General features: G+C 45.4%; 10 protein-coding genes, 11 tRNA genes, 3 rRNA genes and 2 pseudogenes. 3 read left to right on the top strand and 23 right to left on the bottom strand.

Annotated features, from left to right (window positions below; genetic code table 11):
- Nucleotides 1-119 precede the first annotated feature (119 nt).
- The 4 genes and pseudogenes from ACQYAD_RS15030 to moaC all read right to left on the bottom strand — a co-directional run.
- Nucleotides 120-245: pseudogene (locus ACQYAD_RS15030) on the bottom strand (cytoplasmic protein); the annotation flags it as partial.
- A 106-nt stretch (nt 246-351) separates the two neighbouring features.
- Nucleotides 352-975 (bottom strand): YhbD family protein, encoded by a 624-nt coding sequence (locus ACQYAD_RS15025; RefSeq protein WP_430239377.1) that lies wholly within the window; start codon nt 973-975, stop codon nt 352-354.
- A gap of 198 nt (nt 976-1,173) precedes the next feature.
- Nucleotides 1,174-1,833, bottom strand: a complete 660-nt coding sequence (locus ACQYAD_RS15020) for a redox-sensing transcriptional repressor Rex (RefSeq protein WP_430239376.1) — start codon at nt 1,831-1,833, stop codon at nt 1,174-1,176.
- Between the two features lie 24 nt (nt 1,834-1,857).
- A complete protein-coding gene (gene moaC, locus ACQYAD_RS15015) occupies nt 1,858-2,352 on the bottom strand; it encodes a cyclic pyranopterin monophosphate synthase MoaC (protein WP_430239375.1) in 495 nt (164 codons plus the stop codon).
- Between the two features lie 208 nt (nt 2,353-2,560).
- Here moaC and ACQYAD_RS15010 point away from each other — a divergent pair, with 208 nt between their 5' ends.
- Nucleotides 2,561-4,477, top strand: a complete 1,917-nt coding sequence (locus ACQYAD_RS15010; RefSeq protein ID WP_430239373.1) for an ABC-F family ATP-binding cassette domain-containing protein — start codon at nt 2,561-2,563, stop codon at nt 4,475-4,477.
- A gap of 305 nt (nt 4,478-4,782) precedes the next feature.
- On the opposite strand, the pseudogene tsaD reads toward ACQYAD_RS15010, so the two are convergent.
- The 18 genes and pseudogenes from tsaD to ACQYAD_RS14920 form a co-directional block, all read right to left on the bottom strand.
- Nucleotides 4,783-5,816 (bottom strand): annotated as a pseudogene (tsaD, locus tag ACQYAD_RS15005) (tRNA (adenosine(37)-N6)-threonylcarbamoyltransferase complex transferase subunit TsaD).
- Entirely contained in the window at nt 5,813-6,262 is a 450-nt protein-coding gene (gene rimI / locus ACQYAD_RS15000; RefSeq protein WP_430239372.1) for a ribosomal protein S18-alanine N-acetyltransferase, read from the bottom strand. The pseudogene tsaD and the gene rimI overlap by 4 nt, the downstream one beginning before the upstream one ends.
- Nucleotides 6,263-6,283: 21 nt before the next feature.
- A complete protein-coding gene (gene tsaB / locus ACQYAD_RS14995; protein WP_430239370.1) occupies nt 6,284-6,982 on the bottom strand; it encodes a tRNA (adenosine(37)-N6)-threonylcarbamoyltransferase complex dimerization subunit type 1 TsaB in 699 nt (232 codons plus the stop codon).
- Nucleotides 6,979-7,434, bottom strand: a complete 456-nt coding sequence (gene tsaE / locus ACQYAD_RS14990; protein WP_430239368.1) for a tRNA (adenosine(37)-N6)-threonylcarbamoyltransferase complex ATPase subunit type 1 TsaE — start codon at nt 7,432-7,434, stop codon at nt 6,979-6,981. Before tsaE ends, tsaB begins: the two co-directional genes overlap by 4 nt.
- A gap of 224 nt (nt 7,435-7,658) precedes the next feature.
- Nucleotides 7,659-7,732: transfer RNA gene (locus ACQYAD_RS14985), tRNA-Met, on the bottom strand.
- Nucleotides 7,733-8,173: 441 nt separating this feature from the next.
- Nucleotides 8,174-8,290, bottom strand: a 5S ribosomal RNA gene (rrf, locus tag ACQYAD_RS14980).
- 81 nt (nt 8,291-8,371) lie between these two features.
- A 23S ribosomal RNA gene (locus ACQYAD_RS14975) occupies nt 8,372-11,310 on the bottom strand.
- Between the two features lie 217 nt (nt 11,311-11,527).
- Nucleotides 11,528-13,077 (bottom strand): 16S ribosomal RNA (locus ACQYAD_RS14970).
- Together the 16S, 23S and 5S rRNA genes with 11 tRNA genes alongside form the textbook arrangement of a ribosomal RNA operon.
- A 190-nt stretch (nt 13,078-13,267) precedes the next feature.
- Nucleotides 13,268-13,341 (bottom strand) — tRNA-Gly (locus ACQYAD_RS14965).
- Nucleotides 13,342-13,356: 15 nt separating this feature from the next.
- Nucleotides 13,357-13,433: transfer RNA gene (locus ACQYAD_RS14960), tRNA-Pro, on the bottom strand.
- 5 nt (nt 13,434-13,438) lie between these two features.
- Nucleotides 13,439-13,515 (bottom strand) — tRNA-Arg (locus tag ACQYAD_RS14955).
- A gap of 72 nt (nt 13,516-13,587) precedes the next feature.
- Nucleotides 13,588-13,673, bottom strand: a tRNA-Leu gene (locus tag ACQYAD_RS14950).
- A gap of 60 nt (nt 13,674-13,733) precedes the next feature.
- Nucleotides 13,734-13,818: transfer RNA gene (locus tag ACQYAD_RS14945), tRNA-Leu, on the bottom strand.
- 9 nt (nt 13,819-13,827) lie between these two features.
- Nucleotides 13,828-13,902: transfer RNA gene (locus ACQYAD_RS14940), tRNA-Gln, on the bottom strand.
- 24 nt (nt 13,903-13,926) lie between these two features.
- A tRNA-Asp gene (locus ACQYAD_RS14935) sits at nt 13,927-14,003 on the bottom strand.
- A gap of 47 nt (nt 14,004-14,050) precedes the next feature.
- A tRNA-Glu gene (locus ACQYAD_RS14930) sits at nt 14,051-14,122 on the bottom strand.
- Nucleotides 14,123-14,130: 8 nt separating this feature from the next.
- Nucleotides 14,131-14,221, bottom strand: a tRNA-Ser gene (locus ACQYAD_RS14925).
- A gap of 3 nt (nt 14,222-14,224) precedes the next feature.
- A tRNA-Asn gene (locus ACQYAD_RS14920) sits at nt 14,225-14,299 on the bottom strand.
- 356 nt (nt 14,300-14,655) lie between these two features.
- Here ACQYAD_RS14920 and ACQYAD_RS14915 point away from each other — a divergent pair.
- Nucleotides 14,656-15,682, top strand: a protein-coding gene (locus tag ACQYAD_RS14915) for an IS630 family transposase (RefSeq protein WP_430235185.1) whose coding sequence is annotated in 2 segments (ribosomal slippage) — nt 14,656-15,128 and nt 15,127-15,682 — 1,029 coding nt in all. Because the reading frame shifts where the segments join, the coding sequence is not laid out codon by codon here.
- A 267-nt stretch (nt 15,683-15,949) separates the two neighbouring features.
- On the opposite strand, the gene ACQYAD_RS14910 is transcribed toward ACQYAD_RS14915, so the two are convergent.
- Nucleotides 15,950-16,420 (bottom strand): SprT family protein, encoded by a 471-nt coding sequence (locus ACQYAD_RS14910; RefSeq protein ID WP_430239367.1) that lies wholly within the window; start codon nt 16,418-16,420, stop codon nt 15,950-15,952.
- Between the two features lie 88 nt (nt 16,421-16,508).
- On the opposite strand from ACQYAD_RS14910, the gene cmpA reads away from it, so the two are divergent.
- Nucleotides 16,509-16,622, top strand: a complete 114-nt coding sequence (gene cmpA / locus ACQYAD_RS14905) for a cortex morphogenetic protein CmpA (RefSeq protein ID WP_430239365.1) — start codon at nt 16,509-16,511, stop codon at nt 16,620-16,622.
- Nucleotides 16,623-16,669 lie beyond the last annotated feature (47 nt).

The following is a 16,669-nucleotide window of genomic DNA, read 5'->3' as shown; positions in this document are numbered from 1 at the left end:
TGAAAAGGCCCGTACGTTTAAGGGTGCCCGTGACTGGTACGAAAGCATGAGAGCAAATTTCTTTTTCTCATTTGAGGCTTCGTTTTGTTTTTATTTTTACCGACGACTCCGAATCCTGGCTAAAGCTGCGTGCGAGAGTACTCGACCTGACCGATTGTACAGCCTGATCCAATCTGGATCGTATTGCCTCTCACGACCTCAGCTTTCGTATTTTCAAGATAGATGTCATCCCCTTCGATCACCTTGGCCAAAAGTACACCTTCGTTTTTGATAAATGGAAGCAGCAAAGGCAGCATTTCTGTTGAAGGTGATCAGATCTCCCCGTTCATTCGATGCCATCTACATTCATCTCTATACTAGTTTTACCTTTAATTCTTCCATCAGATTTAATAGAGGCAGCTGTGTAACAACTTTTGCCCCTTTTTCAAAATAAACCCCTTCCGCATTCACAAGCAGCAGGCATGTTGAAATGCCTAGTTTCCGAAGGATCACTAATTCACAGTTTTTTTGTTTCAATAATGGCGAATGGTCTTTTAAAAGATCGAGAACCATTTTACCTTCTTCCTGATGAATGTCACCCGACTGGAGGAGTGTTTCCAGAATAACGATTTCAACGATTCGCGCTATGTCAAACTGCTGGCCACGGTTATCATTTTCTAAATAAAAATCAAGCACCGATTTTGAAACAATGTTACGTTTTATCAATTCGTCTTTTGATAACTGCAAATCAGTCAAATTGGGAGAGAACATATCTGCCAGTTCTTCTAGCGACAGATGTTCCTTCATTGTTTGAATTTTATTGATCCGCTCAAGTATTTTTTCTTTGGGGAAAAAGGTTTCTTGACCGGTAAAAGTGGATTTCCTGATAAACCAGTCCTCCGGAATCAGATCTTTCCTTTTCCACCGGTATAACTGTCCATAGGAAATACCCGTTAAGTCCAAAAGATCCTTTTTAGAAATTAATTCATCACTCATAGCAAAAACCCCTTTCGAATAAAAACGTAACATAACACTGTTGCGTTTTAAAGGTTTTAAAGAAAACTCGCCGATTGGCGAGCCTTTGGCGAAGACAGAGGCGTAGTTGCCCTTATGCTAATCAGAATTTATGTATATAAATTCTGATTAGCAAAAAAAGATCCTTTCACCTTCCGTGGCGAAAAGATCTTCTGATCGTTACATTTCTTCTTCAATGTTCTCGTTCGGATAATGCTTTAAAAAATAGACAAGCGACTGCAATTCCACTGCCAAGTCGATGTGGTGAATCCGGATCGAAGGCGGAACATTTAATCTTGCTGGCGTGAAATTTAAAATTCCTTTGATATTGGCTTTGACCAATTTATCGGTTATGGTTTGCGCCACGGGCGCGGGAACCGTTAAAATGGCCACCTGGATATCCTCAGCCTTCAATTGCTCCTCCAGCTCATCCATAGGAAAAACCGGAACATCTCCAATCTTGGTACCAATTTTATTCGGATCGACATCGAAGGCATACTCAATTTTCGTATTATTATTTTTTAAAAAATTATAATTTAAAAAAGCAGTGCCCAGATTCCCTACTCCGATCAAAGCCACTTTTGTCAATTCATCCTGATCAAGCGTTTTTCGGAAAAAGGACAGCAAATAGTTCACATTGTAGCCATAGCCTTTTTTTCCTAACGCGCCAAAATAGGAAAAATCGCGGCGAATTGTAGCCGAATCTACTTTCACGGCTTCACTTAATTCCGCTGAGGAAACTCTTTGCTTCCCCGAAGAATGAAGATGATTTAAAAATCGGTAATACAAAGGCAGCCGTTTTGCCGTTGCCTGCGGGATTTTCATCGATTCATTGTTCATAAATTCCTTACACCCCCATCAATCTTAAATTTGTTCGGTTCGTTTGAAATCACCATTCTTGCCGCCGGTTTTTTCCACAAGATAAGTGGCGCCAATAATCATTCCTTTGTCAACCGCTTTGCACATGTCGTACACGGTCAACGCACATGCAGATGCGGCTGTTAGCGCTTCCATTTCTACACCTGTATTCCCTTTCGTTTTAACCGCTGCCTTTATATTTAATGTATATTGATCTGGCTGACCTTTTTCCCAAGAAAAAGAAATATTGATGCCGGTTAACGCAATCGGGTGGCACATCGGTATAATTTCCGATGTTTTTTTTGCAGCCATGATCGCCGCAACTTGGGCAACTGCTAACACATCGCCCTTTTTCATCTCATTATGAGTAATTTTTTCGTAAATTTCTTTATTTACGGTAATGCTGGAGTGGGCCAGTGCCGTCCTCGTTGTTTCAGGCTTGTCGCTAACGTCCACCATTTTTGCTCTGCCTTCTTCATTGAAATGTGTAAATTCTGCCATTATTACATTCCTCCAGTTAAATCATACACTATTTTTCACTGTATGTGTGAAACTTTGCACGAATAATCTTAAATTAATTGATTTTGTACCGCTAAAAAGCCGGGCTATCGACTTTATCCCGCAGTAACGTTCAGTAAAATCCACACTCACTTTATTGCTGACAATCAAGGAATACGGTACACTAATTTTAGTAATTGAGGTGAAAAAAATGCTACTGCTACAAGTCAATCAACTTTCAAAATACTATGGGGCTGACCTAATTTTATCGAATATAAAACTGGAATTACAAACTCGTGACCGCGTTGCGCTCGTGGGCCGCAATGGAGCTGGGAAATCCACATTATTAAAAATGATTGCCGGACAGATTTCACATGACAGTGGTGAAGTCATCAAGCCGAAAGACGTAACGATCGGCTATTTGGCGCAAAATACCGGTTTGGAGTCCAAATTATCGATAGGGGAAGAAATGCTGACAGTGTTTGCAGACCTGCAAACGATGGAAAAATCATTGAGAAACTTAGAGGAAAGCATGGCCGATCCTCTCATCCATGAAAATCAAGACCGGTATGAAAGAATTCTGAAAGAATATGACCAGCTGCAAATCAATTTTAAGGAGCTTGGCGGCTATCAGTACGAAGCCGATATCCGCTCGGTGCTGCACGGGTTAAATTTTCCCAATGATTCCTTGATGATTTCCAGTTTAAGCGGCGGCCAAAAAACCCGTCTGGCATTAGGAAAACTGCTGCTCACAAAGCCAGATATCTTAATATTGGACGAGCCGACAAACCATTTGGACATTGAAACCCTCTCTTGGCTTGAGCAATATTTGCAAAACTATGATGGGGCCATTTTAATTGTTTCCCATGACCGCTATTTTCTCGATAAAGTCGTCAATACCGTTTATGAAGTTTCCCGCCGCCAAATCAGAAAATACCTTGGAAACTACAGTACCTATTTGGAACAAAAAGCGGCCAATTACGAACGGGAAATGAAGCTGTATGAAAAACAGCAACAGGAAATTGCCGATTTGCAAGATTTTATTCAACGGAATTTGACAAGGGCCTCAACAACCAAACGGGCGCAAAGTAGACGCAAAAAATTGGATAAAATGGAAATCATCGACCGCCCTTTAGGGGATGAGAAGTCCGCTTCCTTCGCTTTTGAGATTGAGCGGCAAAGCGGCAATGATGTTTTAAAGGTAGAAAACTTGACGATTGGTTACGGTGAAAAAATTGCCGGAAATCTCACCTTTCAAGTAAGCCGCGGCGAAAGCATTGCCTTAGTCGGGCCGAATGGGATTGGTAAATCAACACTTTTAAAAACGATTATAAAAAAGCTGCCATCCCTTTCCGGTTCCGTACAGTACGGTTCAAACGTCACCATCGGTTATTATGATCAGGAACAAGCCGAGCTGACGTCCAATAAACAAGTCCTCAACGAACTCTGGGATGATTTCCCGTTAAAGCCGGAAAAAGAAATCAGGACCGTGCTCGGGAATTTCTTGTTCTCCGGAGACGATGTATTAAAAATCGTCTCCACACTTAGCGGCGGCGAAAAGGCGCGTCTGGCTCTTGCCAAACTAATGCTGGAAAAAGCGAACGTTCTTATTTTAGATGAGCCAACGAACCATCTTGACCTTGACAGCAAAGAAGTTCTCGAAAATGCCCTTATCGATTATCCGGGAACCATTTTATTTGTTTCCCACGACCGTTACTTTATCAATCGAATCGCAACCAAAGTGCTTGAATTACATGCGGATGGCTGCAGCGAGTACCTTGGCGACTATGATTATTATGTGGAAAAGAAAAATGAAATCGAAGAGCTGAAAGCCCTTGAAAAAACAGCTTCAGCCACAAAAACGGCCGCCCTCGCCACTTCGGAAAAAACAAGTTATCAACAGGACAAAGAAAGCAAAAAAGTAGAACGCCAACGGAAAAGGCGATTAGAAGAAATTGAAGTAAAAATCGAACAGTTGGAAGCACAAATCAACAGTTTTGAACAGCAGTTGTGTGAACCAGAGATTTTTCAAGACCATGAGAAGGTTTTGGAAATAACGGCGCAAAACGACAAAGCCAAAGCCGAACTAGAAATGTTACTGGAAGAATGGACAGAGCTTGCCGAATAAAAACGCGGCGACGAGCCACTCAACACGAACAGCTACCGATAGCAAACGGAAAGCGGGATACTAAATCCCGCTTTTCCACATTTTTATCCACAATTACAATCTTAATTCAGTAACCTTTTTGTCATTTTTCCACATTATCCACAAAAAACGATTTACTTATCCACATTATACACAGTTATTATTGGTTATTCACAATAAGGAATTCTTTTTTCGAATTGAAGTTTCACTTTATCCACAAAAAAAAGTCCCTCCCGGTGTGCAATCGATCGGCAAACATCCGTCCATTGCCCCGTAGAGAGACTTTATTAACTGTTTTCATGATTGTATTTATCAATTTCGAGTCCAGGATTGGCATTTAACGCTAAATCAGCCCGCTTTCCTTTCGCAAACATCACACTGCCAGCTGCCGCAATCATCGCGGCATTGTCCGTGCAAAGCGATAATGGCGGGATTACCAACTCTACGGATGGCATTGCCGAAAAGGCGTCTGTCAACGCCGCTCTTAATCCTTTATTTGCCGCAACACCGCCAGCCAGCAAAACTTGTTTGACATTGTATTCTTCGGCTGCTTTTACCGTTTTTTTCACCAGTACGTCAATGACACTTGCCTGAAAGCTTGCAGCCAAATCTTCCGGTTTCATTTTCTCACCGCGCTGCTCTGCATTATGAACGGTGTTGATCACAGCTGATTTTAACCCGCTAAAACTAAAATCATATGAATTTTCTTCAAGCCATGCTCTCGGCAGGTCAATTGCCGGTTTGCCTTCTTGGGCGAGCCGGTCAATATGCGGGCCCCCGGATAAGGCATATTCAACGTTCTCGCGACTTTATCATACGCTTCACCGGCCGCATCATCTCGCGTTTCCCCGATGACGTCAAAATGGCCGTGTTCTTTCATATAAACAAGCTCAGTGTGCCCGCCTGAGACAACTAGTGCCAACAGCGGAAACTCCATTTCTTTTACAAGTCGATTGGCATAAATATGCCCGGCGATATGGTGTACAGGCACGAGCGGAATACGATGTGCAAATGCTAAAGCCTTTGCCGCATTCACCCCAATTAGAAGTGCTCCCACCAGTCCGGGGCCTTCAGTAACAGCAATCGCATCCAGCTCAGGAAACGTAATGTTTGCTCTTTTTAAAGCTTCCTCAAGAACCATGGTAATTTGCTCAACGTGATGACGCGATGCAATTTCCGGCACAACCCCGCCAAACCGCTTATGACTTTCAATTTGCGATGCAACGACGTTTGCGACGATTTCCCGGCCATTTTTGATAATCGCTGCGGCTGTTTCATCACAACTCGTTTCCAGTCCCAAAATCCATTGATCTGTTTTCATAATCTCACCCACATTACTAATGCATCTTCTTGATTATCCGTATAATAGTTTCTACGGATCGCACCATCTTTAAATCCCAATTTTCGATAAAGGGACTGTGCAATAAAATTGGACACCCGGACTTCAAGCGTCATCGTCTTCGCGCCCCTATCCCTGGCAAGGTTCATCAAATTTCTCATCAAGGTTTCACCAAGCTTTTTTCCTCGATGCTCCGGAAGGATCGCTACATTGGTTACATGCGCCTCATCCGCCACAATCCAAACACCACAATACCCAATAAGCCTTTTGTGTTGCTCAATTACAATATAAACGGCAAACTTATTATGATGCATTTCATTGTAAAAAGCTTCCCGACTCCACGGGGTGGTAAAAGAGGCCTGCTCAATTTCCACAACCTGGTCAATATCTTCTTCCCGCATAAACCGAAAAACAATTGTTTCTTCCATTATTTCATGTTCCTATTCTGTTTATTTTTGCGCCTTTGCTTCCAGCCATTTTGCCTCGGCTTCAGCTAATCGTATATAATTGGGAACAAACGTATGTATGTCCTCGCCATGCTTGTTTTTTCCTAAAAACGCCAACTCCGAAGGTCTTGGATTATGCTCTGTCATTTCCGCAAAAACAGACTTGCTGCCAAGAACGTCTTCGATTGTTTTCCGATGCATCTCCACATCGCTTCCGACAAATAAAATTTGCTGGGGGATGCTTTTTAATTCTTCAACCCAGTTGGCCAGCAGAAGAATTTGATCGTTCCTTGCTGTTTTGACCAAATGGTTTTCATAGCGATAAAGTCCTGTATACACTTGCCCTCTTCTTGCATCAAAAAGAGGCGATACAGAGCCGTTAAAATACCGGCCAGTTCCCGCAGCAAGAATTTCCAAGCTTGAAACACCAACAAGCGGTATGTTCAAGGACCATGCCAGCGTCTTTGCGATCGTTACGCCGATTCTTACACCTGTATACGACCCTGGCCCCTTTGCCACAACAATTTTTGTCAAATCCTTTGGTTCTTTTTCACATTCGTTCATAAGTGTTTGGATCGCCGGCATAATCCGAATCGAATGGTTTTTTTTCAAATTGGTTATATATTCGCCAAGCACTTTGTCTTCTTCGACAAGCGCTACTCCTAACGGGTTGTTCGACGTGTCGATCGCTAATATCGTCATGAAAAAATCTCCTTACATAGTTGCTCGTATCTATTTCCGTTTGGAATGAATACCATTTTTCTTCTTTGTTCACCCTCATGGTATAAAAAAATATCAAGCCTATCTGCCGGCAGCTGTTCTTCAATGAAATGAGCCCATTCCACAACAGTAACGCCCTCTCCCTCAAAGTATTCATCAAAACCTAAATCCTCCAAGGAATCTTCTAGCCGGTACACATCCATATGATAAAGCGGCAGGCGTCCGTGATATTCTTTTATAATGGTGAACGTGGGGCTATTGACATTTCGTTTAATTTCCAGTCCTTTGGCAATCCCTTTGGTAAAGGTTGTTTTACCAGCACCCAGGTCACCCTCTAACGTAAGGACATCACCGGGCTGCAACAACTTGGCCAACTTTTCTGCAAATTGGGCTGTTTCCTCAGAACCCGCTGTATCGATCTCATATTGTTTCATTCGATTTGATCACCTTTGCTATTTTCGGAATCGGTTGTTCTTCATCAGGGTTTGATTCGCGTGCAAAAAAACCTTAGGAATGTTCCTAAGGATTCATCATCTATCTGTAGTTTACATGATTTTAATCATTTGAGCAAAAAAGCCGGGAAATTCTAGCTCTTTTTATCTCCGAGATAGGAAAAAAGCCGAAACACTTGTTTCAGCTTTCAAAAGATAGTGCATGATTGCGGGGGCAGGATTTGAACCTGCGACCTTCGGGTTATGAGCCCGACGAGCTACCGGACTGCTCCACCCCGCGACGATAAAAATAAACATATTTTGTTTCATGCTCTTAGCTAAACGACTGTCCCGATCTCCGGAAGCTTTTTCATGATGCTGTTCGATCGGTACAACTCGCAGGTTTTCGATGAAGCTTTGCTCGTTGCTCCACCCCGCGACGATAAAAATAAACATATTTTGTTTCATGCTCTTAGCTAAACGACTGTCCCGATCTCCGGAAGCTTTTTCATGATGCTGTTCGATCGGTACAACTCGCAGGTTTTCGATGAAGCTTTGCTCGTTGCTCCACCCCGCGACGATAAAAATAAACATATTTTGTTTCATGCTCTTAGCTAAACGACTGTCCCGATCTCCGGAAGCTTTTTCATGATGCTGTTCGATCGGTACAACTCGCAGGTTTTCGATGAAGCTTTGCTCGTTGCTCCACCCCGCGATGATAAAAAGGTAAAAACAATCAACAGCCTGGCAACGTCCTACTCTCACAGGAACTTGCGTTCCAACTACCATCGGCGCTGAGAAGCTTAACTTCCGTGTTCGGTATGGGAACGGGTGTGACCTTCTCGCCATTGCCGCCAAGCTATTTTGTTGAGGTTCATTCCCTCAAAACTAGGTAATCAAGAAGAAGTAAACGAAGAACAAGTTCGCGCATTCAACTACATTGGTTAAGTCCTCGATCGATTAGTATCAGTCAGCTCCACACGTCACCGCGCTTCCACCTCTGACCTATCAACCTGATCGTCTTTCAGGGATCTTACTAGCTTGACGCTATGGGAAATCTCATCTTGAGGGGGGCTTCATGCTTAGATGCTTTCAGCACTTATCCCGTCCGCACATAGCTACCCAGCGATGCCTTTGGCAAGACAACTGGTACACCAGCGGTGCGTCCATCCCGGTCCTCTCGTACTAAGGACAGCTCCTCTCAAATTTCCTGCGCCCACGACGGATAGGGACCGAACTGTCTCACGACGTTCTGAACCCAGCTCGCGTACCGCTTTAATGGGCGAACAGCCCAACCCTTGGGACCGACTACAGCCCCAGGATGCGATGAGCCGACATCGAGGTGCCAAACCTCCCCGTCGATGTGGACTCTTGGGGGAGATAAGCCTGTTATCCCCGGGGTAGCTTTTATCCGTTGAGCGATGGCCCTTCCATGCGGAACCACCGGATCACTAAGCCCGACTTTCGTCCCTGCTCGACTTGTAGGTCTCGCAGTCAAGCTCCCTTGTGCCTTTACACTCTACGAATGATTTCCAACCATTCTGAGGGAACCTTTGGGCGCCTCCGTTACTCTTTAGGAGGCGACCGCCCCAGTCAAACTGCCCACCTGACACTGTCTCCCACCCAGAATTTGTGGGTGCGGGTTAGAATTTCAATACAGCCAGGGTAGTATCCCACCGACGCCTCCACCGAAGCTGGCGCTCCGGTTTCTACGGCTCCTACCTATCCTGTACAAGCTGTACCGAAATTCAATATCAGGCTACAGTAAAGCTCCACGGGGTCTTTCCGTCCTGTCGCGGGTAACCTGCATCTTCACAGGTACTATAATTTCACCGAGTCTCTCGTTGAGACAGTGCCCAGATCGTTACGCCTTTCGTGCGGGTCGGAACTTACCCGACAAGGAATTTCGCTACCTTAGGACCGTTATAGTTACGGCCGCCGTTTACTGGGGCTTCAATTCAGAGCTTCGCTTTGTGAGCTAACCCCTCCTCTTAACCTTCCAGCACCGGGCAGGCGTCAGCCCCTATACTTCGCCTTGCGGCTTCGCAGAGACCTGTGTTTTTGCTAAACAGTCGCCTGGGCCTATTCACTGCGGCTCTTCGGGGCGTGAACCCCAAAGAGCACCCCTTCTCCCGAAGTTACGGGGTCATTTTGCCGAGTTCCTTAACGAGAGTTCTCTCGCTCACCTTAGGATTCTCTCCTCGCCTACCTGTGTCGGTTTGCGGTACGGGCACCTTTTATCTCGCTAGAGGCTTTTCTTGGCAGTGTGGAATCAGGAACTTCGGTACTCGATTTCCCTCGGCATCACAGCTCAGCCTAATGTCAGCGGGATTTGCCTCACTGACAGCCTAACTGCTTACACGCACATATCCAGCAGTGCGCTTACCCTATCCTCCTGCGTCCCCCCACTCGCTCAAACGATAAAGAGGTGGTACAGGAATATCAACCTGTTGTCCATCGCCTACGCCTTTCGGCCTCGGCTTAGGTCCCGACTAACCCTGAGCGGACGAGCCTTCCTCAGGAAACCTTAGGCATTCGGTGGATGAGATTCTCACTCATCTTTCGCTACTCATACCGGCATTCTCACTTCTAAGCGCTCCACCGGTCCTTCCGGTCCAGCTTCAACGCCCTTAGAACGCTCTCCTACCGCGGACACCATCGGTGTCCACCCACAGCTTCGGTGATACGTTTAGCCCCGGTACATTTTCGGCGCAGAGTCACTCGACCAGTGAGCTATTACGCACTCTTTAAATGGTGGCTGCTTCTAAGCCAACATCCTGGTTGTCTAAGCAACTCCACATCCTTTTCCACTTAACGTATACTTTGGGACCTTAGCTGGTGGTCTGGGCTGTTTCCCTTTTGACTACGGATCTTATCACTCGCAGTCTGACTCCCACGGATAAGTCTTTGGCATTCGGAGTTTGTCTGAATTCGGTAACCCGATGAGGGCCCCTAGTCCAAACAGTGCTCTACCTCCAAGACTCTTGCACGTGAGGCTAGCCCTAAAGCTATTTCGGAGAGAACCAGCTATCTCCAAGTTCGATTGGAATTTCTCCGCTACCCACACCTCATCCGCGCACTTTTCAACGTGCGTCGGTTCGGGCCTCCAGTAGGTGTTACCCTACCTTCACCCTGGACATGGGTAGATCACCTGGTTTCGGGTCTACGACCACATACTCGTACGCCCTGCTTAAGACTCGCTTTCGCTGCGGCTCCGTCTCTTCGACTTAACCTTGCATGTAATCGTAACTCGCCGGTTCATTCTACAAAAGGCACGCCATTACGCAAAAACGCGCTTTGACTACTTGTAGGCACACGGTTTCAGGAACTGTTTCACTCCCCTTCCGGGGTGCTTTTCACCTTTCCCTCACGGTACTGGTTCACTATCGGTCACTAGGGAGTATTTAGCCTTGGGAGATGGTCCTCCCAGCTTCCGACCGGATTTCACGTGTCCGGCCGTACTCAGGATCCACTCAGGAGGGAACGAAGTTTCAACTACAGGGCTTTTACCTTCTATGGCAGACCTTTCCAGATCGCTTCATTTACCCCGTTCCTTTGTAACTCCATATTGAGTGTCCTACAACCCCGAAAGGCAAGCCTTTCGGTTTGGGCTGTTCCCGTTTCGCTCGCCGCTACTTGGGGAATCGCGTTTGCTTTCTCTTCCTCCGGGTACTTAGATGTTTCAGTTCCCCGGGTCTGCCTTCATTACCCTATGGATTCAGGTAAAGATACTGTTCCATTACGAACAGTGGGTTCCCCCATTCGGAAATCTCCGGATCAAAGCTTACTTACAGCTCCCCGAAGCATATCGGTGTTAGTCCCGTCCTTCATCGGCTCCTAGTGCCAAGGCATCCACCGTGCGCCCTTTCTAACTTAACCTGCGGCTCATATCAGCTATGCTTCTATTTCGCCTTGAAAAAGGTTGAAAATCTAAAATGGCGATCACTCGGTTCTTGCTTGGTTACTTCTTCTATACGATTATCTAGTTTTCAAAGAACGAATATAAATAAGAGAGAATTGTTTTCTCAAAACTAAACGAACAATATACGTCAATAATCATCCAACTCATTGATGTCCGAAAGGACATTTTCCTTAGAAAGGAGGTGATCCAGCCGCACCTTCCGATACGGCTACCTTGTTACGACTTCACCCCAATCATCTGTCCCACCTTAGGCGGCTGGCTCCTTACGGTTACCCCACCGACTTCGGGTGTTACAAACTCTCGTGGTGTGACGGGCGGTGTGTACAAGGCCCGGGAACGTATTCACCGCGGCATGCTGATCCGCGATTACTAGCGATTCCGGCTTCATGCAGGCGAGTTGCAGCCTGCAATCCGAACTGAGAATGGTTTTATGGGATTGGCTTAACCTCGCGGTCTTGCTGCCCTTTGTACCATCCATTGTAGCACGTGTGTAGCCCAGGTCATAAGGGGCATGATGATTTGACGTCATCCCCACCTTCCTCCGGTTTGTCACCGGCAGTCACCTTAGAGTGCCCAACTGAATGCTGGCAACTAAGATCAAGGGTTGCGCTCGTTGCGGGACTTAACCCAACATCTCACGACACGAGCTGACGACAACCATGCACCACCTGTCACTCTGTCCCCCGAAGGGGAAAGTCCTATCTCTAGGAGTGTCAGAGGATGTCAAGACCTGGTAAGGTTCTTCGCGTTGCTTCGAATTAAACCACATGCTCCACCGCTTGTGCGGGCCCCCGTCAATTCCTTTGAGTTTCAGCCTTGCGGCCGTACTCCCCAGGCGGAGTGCTTAATGCGTTAGCTGCAGCACTAAAGGGCGGAAACCCTCTAACACTTAGCACTCATCGTTTACGGCGTGGACTACCAGGGTATCTAATCCTGTTTGCTCCCCACGCTTTCGCGCCTCAGCGTCAGTTACAGACCAGAAAGCCGCCTTCGCCACTGGTGTTCCTCCACATCTCTACGCATTTCACCGCTACACGTGGAATTCCGCTTTCCTCTTCTGCACTCAAGTCCCCCAGTTTCCAATGACCCTCCACGGTTGAGCCGTGGGCTTTCACATCAGACTTAAAGGACCGCCTGCGCGCGCTTTACGCCCAATAATTCCGGACAACGCTTGCCACCTACGTATTACCGCGGCTGCTGGCACGTAGTTAGCCGTGGCTTTCTGGTTAGGTACCGTCAAGGTACCGGCAGTTACTCCGATACTTGTTCTTCCCTAACAACAGAGTTTTACGACCCGAAGGCCTTCATCACTCACGCGGCGTTGCTCCGTCAGACTTTCGTCCATTGCGGAAGATTCCCTACTGCTGCCTCCCGTAGGAGTCTGGGCCGTGTCTCAGTCCCAGTGTGGCCGATCACCCTCTCAGGTCGGCTACGCATCGTTGCCTTGGTGAGCCGTTACCTCACCAACTAGCTAATGCGCCGCGGGCCCATCTGTAAGTGACAGCCAAAGCCGTCTTTCAGCTTTCCTTCATGCGAAGGAAAGAATTACCCGGTATTAGCACCGGTTTCCCGGTGTTATCCCAGTCTTACAGGCAGGTTGCCCACGTGTTACTCACCCGTCCGCCGCTAATCATCAGGAGCAAGCTCCTAATGATTCGCTCGACTTGCATGTATTAGGCACGCCGCCAGCGTTCGTCCTGAGCCAGGATCAAACTCTCCGAAGAACAGGATGTTCTAGTGTCGACGTTCGCAACAGGACGTTGCGGCTTTTAGTCGACCGAAGAATAGAAACGTTTGATATAGCTCATTTAAAATTAACGTTGGCTGATGCTGCTTCTAAAAACAGACATCATGATTATTTGTTGACGTAATTGTTTGTTTAGTTTTCAAAGAACAATGATTGTTTTGTGCAATTGGAGCGGGTGATGGGAATCGAACCCACGACATCAGCTTGGAAGGCTGGAGTTTTACCATTAAACTACACCCGCATCATTATTTATAAATGGTCGGGAAGACAGGATTCGAACCTGCGACCCCTTGGTCCCAAACCAAGTGCTCTACCAAGCTGAGCTACTTCCCGTAAGATGGCGCGCCCGAAAGGAGTCGAACCCATAACCTTCTGATCCGTAGTCAGACGCTCTATCCAATTGAGCTACGGGCGCATCTCGTTTGAAACCAACTTTTATATTATATAGCTTTTGTTTAGTGATGTCAACAACTTTTTAACAAGTATTTGGTGCGGCCGAGAGGACTTGAACCTCCACGGGGTTGCCCCCACTAGGCCCTCAACCTAGCGCGTCTGCCATTCCGCCACGACCGCATTTTGCTTAACAGCAAAAACTATCTTATCATATTCTCCTCAATTCTGCAAGAAGAAATTTGGTGCGGGTGAAGGGAGTCGAACCCCCACGCCGTTAGGCGCCAGATCCTAAGTCTGGTGCGTCTGCCAATTCCGCCACACCCGCAAAATAAATTGGCTGGGCTAGCTGGATTCGAACCAACGAATGACGGAGTCAAAGTCCGTTGCCTTACCGCTTGGCTATAGCCCATTCATTCAAAAACAGCTCAATAAATGGCGGTCCGGACGGGACTCGAACCCGCGACCTCCTGCGTGACAGGCAGGCATTCTAACCAGCTGAACTACCGGACCATTATTTAGAAACAGGAAATGATTTTATGATCATTTCCCATCCCTGATGACCCCTACGGGATTCGAACCCGTGTTACCGCCGTGAAAGGGCGGTGTCTTAACCGCTTGACCAAGGGGCCAAAATTCGTGGCGGAGAAGGAGGGATTTGAACCCTCGCGCCGGTTACCCGACCTACACCCTTAGCAGGGGCGCCTCTTCAGCCACTTGAGTACTTCTCCCTATGGCTCCGCAGGTAGGACTCGAACCTACGACCGATCGGTTAACAGCCGATAGCTCTACCACTGAGCTACTGCGGAATAATTATGATTGGTTCCTAAACTTCTTTCGCGTTCCGTGTCCCTACCTCAGTTAGATCATTCAGGATGCCTCTCGGCGGGACAACTCGCAGCTTTTTCGTGATGTCTCGCTCGTCTCTACCACTGAGCTACTGCGGAATAAAGCTTATTTGACAAGTGGTGTCCTTGTCGACTCTTTACATTATAATGACGATGCAATTTAAAGTCAAGACGATTTTTAGAAGGAAGATTTTAGTTGTTCGTTCGTTACTATATAAATGGAATTAAAGGATTTTAAGAAAATTTGTCCAATTCTTATAGGTAAATAAAACCTTTAGGAAGGCGGACACATAATGAAAATCCTTCAAAATGAAAACATGGATTCAATTCAGGAAGTTAAAGCTTGTATGCATGGTTTAAGGGATCTACGGATGTTTAAACGTTATCAGGCTATCCTCATGCATTTAAAAGGACGGACTTATGTAGAAATCGCTGACCTTTTAGAATGTACGGAGCAAACTATATATAACTATGTTCGAGCCTATAAAACTAACGGTTTGGAGGGATTAGTTCCCGGACAATCTCCCGGACGCCCTTGTCAACTAACAGAGGAACAAGAAAAGGAACTCTATCAGTTAATTGTTGAAAAAAAGCCAGCTGCTGTTGGATTTCCCGCAGAAATGAATTGGACTTCATTTCTTGTTCGCGATTGGATTAAGCAAACATTTGACATTGTTTATACGGACCGGGGTGTAAGGAGATTGTTGACTCGTTTGGGATTTAGTTACACAAAACCAACGTATACCCTAGCAAAGGCTGACCCCGAGAAACAGGAAGCGTTCAAACAAGAATTTGAAACGATTAAAAAAAATGATGAATGACGAAATTGATCGAATTCTGTTTCAAGATGAATCCATGATCAGGGACTACCAAGCTTTAGCCAATACATGGTTTCCTAAAGGGCAACAAAAAGTGATACCTACTTATGGAAAACATCACGGGGTTAAATTAATTGGTACCCTCGATTACGAAACAGGCGAAGTGTTTGTCACAGAAGAAGAACACTATGATGCTCAAGTTTTCCTATCTTTTCTTGAAAAAGTTGTAGTCAGATACAAGGGTGAGAAGATTGTAATGATACTGGATAATGCTAGAATCCACCACTCGAAACTGATTCAACCTTTTCTCGAAGCCCATAAAGATCATCTGCAACTTGTTTTTCTCCCACCATACAGCCCAGAGTTAAACCTAATTGAAGGACTGTGGGGATGGTTAAAAAAATCAATTATTTATAATGTTTTTTATAAAACGGTAGAAGAAATTAGAGTGGCTGTCCAGACATTCATTACACAAATCAATAAAGACCCTATGAAAATCGTTAATCGTCTATGTCTTAAGCTTTAACTATTGACTCAATTACACCTTTAGCCAGATTGCCAGGATCGGATTGAGCAATAAATAGCCTAAAACGATATTCGACAAACTCCGATGATTGCAGGTATATTGTGCTTAAATTTTGTAGAATATTGTCATTAATCTAGGAAATCGTTACAGAACCAAATTGTTTAGTTCCATATATATAGTCAAGCATGTCGGTCTATTGACTACAAGTTTTTCTTGATCCGGCTTTCTGCTGCTGAACGCTTATCCTGTAGCAATGTCATAAAACTTTCAAAGCAATTGTTCTTTGACCATTACCAATTTTCCTCTGCACTTGCCGCAAACAAATCGACTGGTATCGAATTTTCTTTTTCGCTTGTATTGAAGGTGGCAGTTGCTGCACTCATAGAAAAGAATTTTCTTGGGTGAACGTTTTTTCGGTTTTTCAGGCAATTGGCCACAAAACCGGGGAGCTCCTACTTTATTTAACAACATTCTGAAATCTCGATCGCGGTGGCGGTAGCCCTTTCCTTCCAGGTGGAGATGGTAGTGGCATAGTTCATGCTTAATGATCCCAACTAACTCCGTCTCCCCCAATTGCAGCAAATAGTTTTTGTTTACTTCGATATCATGAGTTCCCAAAAGGTATCTTCCCCCCGTAGTTCGTAGCCGGGAATTGAAGTAGGCCTTGTGGCGAAACGGTTTTTCGAAAAAACGTAATGAAATTTGCTCAACCAAGCGCTGCAGTTCGTAATTTTCCATTTCCCTTCCCCCATTAGGTGAACGTGACAACCTATTATAGCATACATTATAGAAACCATTATGAATCACTTTTCGGGAGGTTTATAGAATGCCAATATGGTTTCAAAACCAAATGAAAAGAGCCTTTTTTGAAAAAAACAGTTATCAAATTAAACTTTTGAATCAATGTTGGTTTTTTTATAGAAAGAAAAATTTTTCATAAATAAACAGCTTGCAGGTTCCCCTGCAAGCTGCAGCTATTCCTTTTTT

This window comes from Neobacillus sp. SM06 (genome assembly GCF_050496765.1).
Taxonomy (GTDB): domain Bacteria; phylum Bacillota; class Bacilli; order Bacillales; family Cytobacillaceae; genus JAEVLT01.
This window is presented reverse-complemented; position numbering and strand designations above follow the sequence as displayed.

Coding starts and splice junctions, on each gene's coding strand:
- rimI (WP_430239372.1), bottom strand. CDS start 6,262: ATGGAAGAAACAATTGTTTTTCGGTTTATGCGGGAAGAAGATATTGAC.
- tsaE (WP_430239368.1), bottom strand. CDS start 7,434: ATGAAACAATATGAGATCGATACAGCGGGTTCTGAGGAAACAGCCCAA.
- ACQYAD_RS15020 (WP_430239376.1), bottom strand. CDS start 1,833: ATGAACAATGAATCGATGAAAATCCCGCAGGCAACGGCAAAACGGCTG.
- ACQYAD_RS14910 (WP_430239367.1), bottom strand. CDS start 16,420: ATGGAAAATTACGAACTGCAGCGCTTGGTTGAGCAAATTTCATTACGT.
- moaC (WP_430239375.1), bottom strand. CDS start 2,352: ATGGCAGAATTTACACATTTCAATGAAGAAGGCAGAGCAAAAATGGTG.
- tsaB (WP_430239370.1), bottom strand. CDS start 6,982: ATGACGATATTAGCGATCGACACGTCGAACAACCCGTTAGGAGTAGCG.
- ACQYAD_RS15025 (WP_430239377.1), bottom strand. CDS start 975: ATGAGTGATGAATTAATTTCTAAAAAGGATCTTTTGGACTTAACGGGT.
- ACQYAD_RS15010 (WP_430239373.1), top strand. CDS start 2,561: ATGCTACTGCTACAAGTCAATCAACTTTCAAAATACTATGGGGCTGAC.
- cmpA (WP_430239365.1), top strand. CDS start 16,509: ATGCCAATATGGTTTCAAAACCAAATGAAAAGAGCCTTTTTTGAAAAA.